Source organism: Streptomyces anandii JCM 4720 (assembly GCF_014650655.1).
GTDB classification, from domain to species: domain Bacteria; phylum Actinomycetota; class Actinomycetes; order Streptomycetales; family Streptomycetaceae; genus Streptomyces; species Streptomyces anandii.
The window spans coordinates 226,231-230,306 of record NZ_BMVJ01000005.1; the positions used below are offsets into that span (position 1 = coordinate 226,231).

Consider the following 4,076-nt stretch of genomic DNA (forward strand, 5'->3'; position numbering starts at 1 on the left):
CTGCCGCTGCTGACCTCGGTGGTCGCCGGTGACGTGTTCGCCTCGGAGGACCGGCTCGGCACCTGGCGCCACCTGCTCGTGACCGTACGGTCGCCACGGCGGATCTTCGTGGCGAAGGCACTGGCCGGCCTGACCGTGATCCTGCTGCTCGTGGCCGGGCCGGCCTGCTCCGGCACGGCCGGGGGACTCATCGCGGTCGGCGACCAGCCGCTGGTCGGCCTCGACGGTCACCTGCTCGCGCCGGGCACCGCCGCCGGCCGGGTCCTGCTCGCCTGGATCTGCGTCCTCGCCCCGACACTGGCCCTGGCCGGCATCGGACTGCTGGGGTCCATCGCGCTCGGTCGGTCACCGATGGGCCTGCTCCTGCCCGCGCTCGTGGCGCTGGGAACGCAGGTCGCCCAGGTGCTGCCGTTGCCCGTCGCCGTACGCCTGGCCCTGCCCGGCTACGCCTTCATCGCCTGGAACGGCCTGTTCACCAGCCCCGCCCAGACCGGCCCGCTCCTCATCGGCATCGTGGTCGGCCTGGCCTGGGCCCTGCTCGCCACCGCGCTCGCGTATCTGCTGTTCCTGCGCCGCGACTTCACCGGTCCGGCTCACGACGGCTCCGGGCGCCGGGCCGTCACCGCCGGGATCCTGCCGCTGGCCGCCCTCCTGGCCGTGACCACCCTCATCCTCACCCGGGCGACCGGGGCGCCGGCCACCGGCTCCGGCATCGGGCAGGACAAGGTGCAGCGCTCGCTCGCCACGGCGTTCGCCCACCTCTACCGCATGCAGACCCGCCAACTGCACCGGCCCGCCGTCACCGAGGCGCAGTTGAAGGCGACGGCGGCGTGCACCAAGAGCGACGGCCAGGCCGCCCCCGAGGGAGCGGGCAACGACTGGCGCTGCGTCGTCACCTGGCACCTCCCCGGGACGACGGCCCCGGGCACGGCCGTCTACCAGCTCGACATCACCGCGGACGGGCGGTACGTCGCCGACGGCGACGGGCCGAAGGAAGTGAACGGCTACTTCCTGGTGCGCACCCCGGCCGGGGACGCGCCCAACCCGCTCTGGCAGTTCGACGGCAACGTCGAACTGCTCGACTCCACCCCGAAGGGATGACTCCATGCAGGTCACACGCCGGCGCCGGACGACCCACGACAAGGAGACGACCCCCGACAAGCAGACGACTCACGACAAGACGACCGACACCAGGCAGCGGCGGACCGGCCCGTCCGGCGGACGCGTCGGCCACCGGACCGTGCTCGTGACCACGGGCATCGCCGTCGCCCTCGCCGTCACGGGCACCGCGGTCGCCGCCACCCACCGGTTCGGCACCCAGCAGGTCGGCCAGGAGACGGCCGACGGCCAAGTCGTCTCCAGCGACCAGTACATCGCCCCGTACGGCAGCCGTACCGTCATCGATGACGGGAAGATCATGTCGTCGGCGGTCAGCCCGGACGGCCGGCATCTCGCCGCCACCCTCACGGACGGCGGCGTGGCCCTGGTCGTCGTCGACCTGCGGACCGGTGAGGTCGTCCAACGCGTCAAGAGCAGCGTGTCCGGCCAGAGCAGCGACGTAGGGCAGGAAGGCCCGGCCTACTCGCCCGACGGCAGGCAACTGTGGCTGGGCCGGACCGACGGCTACACCAAGTACACCGTCGACGACGACGGCACCGTCTCCGACCCGGTGAACGTCCCCATCCCGGCGGAGGGTTCCCGGCACGCGCTGGCGGCCGCGGCGGCCTTCTCCCCGGACGGATCCACCGTGTACGCGGCGGTCAACGGGCAGAACCGGGTGGTCGCCATCGACGCGGCGACCGGCACCGTCCAGCGCAGCTGGGCCGTGGGCAACGCCCCCCGGGGCATGGCCCTGGCGAGCGGCAAGCTGTACGTGAGCAACGAGGGCGGGCGCCCGGCGAAGGCCGGTGACACCACGATCAACTCCTACGGCACCCAGGTGCCGGCCGATCCGGTGACCGCGGCCACCACCACCGGCACGGTCAGCGTCATCGACGTGGCGGACCCCGACGCGGCCGTCCGCAGCATCGACGTCGGCCTCCACCCGACCGCCGTGTACGCGAAGCGGGGCGCGGTGTTCGTCACCGACACCGCCACCAACGACGTCTCGGTCATCGACACCAGGCGCGGCAAGGTCGTACAGACCATAGCCACCCAGCCCTGGCCGGAGGCCTCGGTCGGCTACGAGCCCGACGCGGTGACGCTCACCGACGACGGGCGCCTGCTGGTGACGCTCGGCCGCGCCAACGCGGTCGCCGTCTACCGCTACAGCGGCCCGCAGGAGCCGGTCGGCTACGTCGGCCTGCTCCCCACCGACTACTTCCCCGCGGAGATCGCCGTCGCCGGCGACGACATCGTCGTCTCCAACGCCCGCGGCATCGACGCCCGCAGGCCCACCGGCGGCGCCGGACACGGCACCCACGACACGACGTCGAGCCTTCAGCGCTTCAAGCTGCCGAGCGACCGGGTCATCCGGTCCCGGACCGCCAAGGTCTTCCGGCAGAACGGCTGGAACAGCGGCTCGGTCCTGCTCGGCAAGGGCAGCAGCCATGCCGGGCCGGTGGCCGTCCCGCGCCGGCTCGGCGAACCCTCGACGATCAAACACGTCTTCCTGATCGTCAAGGAGAACCGCACCTACGACCAGGTCCTCGGCGACATGCCGCAGGGCGACGGGGACCCCTCGCTGGCCCAGTTCGGCGAGAACGTCACCCCCAACCAGCACGCCCTGGCACGGCAGTTCGGGCTGTACGACAACACGTACGACATCGGCACCAACTCCGCCGAGGGCCACAACTGGCTGATGCAGGCCGACAATCCGGAGTACACCGAGTCGTCCGCCGGTCAGTACGCGCGCAGTTACGACACAGAGGACGACGCCCTCGGGCACCAGCGGAGCGGATTCCTGTGGACCGGAGCCCAGGCGGCGGGCAAGTCCGTACGGGACTTCGGGGAGTTCCAGCAGTTCCTGACCAAACCGTCCGGCGCGAGCTGGCAGAACCTCTACTGCGACAGCAAGAACATGGAGGCGACCGGACAGGACACCGCCTACACCCTGTCCTCCTCCTCGCCGATCCCGTCGCTCAACGACGTCTCGGTGCACGGCTTCCCGAAGTTCGACACCAGCGTCCCGGACATCTACCGGTACGAGATCTGGAAGCGTGACTTCGAGAAGAACGGGCCCGCGAACCTCAACATGTTCTGGCTGTCCAGCGACCACACCGGCGGCCCGGCGAACGCGGCCGCCCAGGTCGCCGACAACGACCTCGCCACCGGCAGGATCATCGACACGATCTCGCACAGCGAGTACTGGAAGGACTCGGCGGTCTTCGTCGTCGAGGACGACTCCCAGGCCGGCCTCGACCACGTGGACGGTCACCGCGCCCCGATCCAGATCATCAGCCCGTGGGCCCGCCACGGAGTGGTCGACAGCCACTACTACACGCAGATCACGATGATCCGGACCATCGAGCAGATCCTCGGCATCCGCCCGATGAACCAGAAGGACAGCGCCGCCACCCCGATGAGCGCGGCCTTCACCCGTCACCCGGACTACACGCCCTTCGACGCGCTGCCCAATCGCACCCCGCTGACCGACGGCCTCAAGACCCCGCCCTCCTGCGGCCTCGACACCCCGGCGCCCCAGAACCCCCGCGCGGCCGCCGTCCCGTCGGCCGCGGTACCGGCGGACAAGCGGGCGCTCGCGGCGATCTGGGACGCGTGGAAGACCAGGCAGCACCTGACCGGACCGGGCGCCGTCCCCGACTACGCCAACCCCGCCCAGATGAACCACTTCACCTGGTACGAGACCCACAACTGGACCAGGCCCTACCCCGGCGAGAAGAAGATCTACGCGCCCGACGACGTACCCGGCGCCTACATCCCGTCGTCGGAGTCCGACGGCTGAGCGATCCCGGTGGCATGGGCCGGTGATCTCGGGGATATCCGCGGCTCATGGGTTTCTGCACGATGCTGCGAGCGAATGACCGGCGTCTGATCCAGCGGCTGGCCGCCGGGACGACGCCGGGTGTCCACCGGTTCCTGTCGGCGGTGGAGGAGTGCGCGCAGGGCACCAAGCT

General features: G+C 71.1%; 2 protein-coding genes. Both read left to right on the plus strand.

What is annotated here, in order from left to right:
• Window positions 1–1,101 (plus strand): ABC transporter permease (locus tag IE249_RS11855; protein ID WP_229858195.1); only part of this gene is annotated, 1,101 nt, incomplete at its 5' end.
• A gap of 4 nt (window positions 1,102–1,105) precedes the next feature.
• A complete protein-coding gene (locus IE249_RS11860) occupies window positions 1,106–3,904 on the plus strand; it encodes an alkaline phosphatase family protein (RefSeq protein ID WP_189704743.1) in 2,799 nt (932 codons plus the stop codon).
• The last annotated feature ends 172 nt before the right edge of the window (window positions 3,905–4,076 follow it).

What these genes read in the sequence shown, in the direction of transcription:
- IE249_RS11860 (WP_189704743.1), top strand. Translation starts at nt 1,106, where the DNA reads ATGCAGGTCACACGCCGGCGCCGGACGACCCACGACAAGGAGACGACC.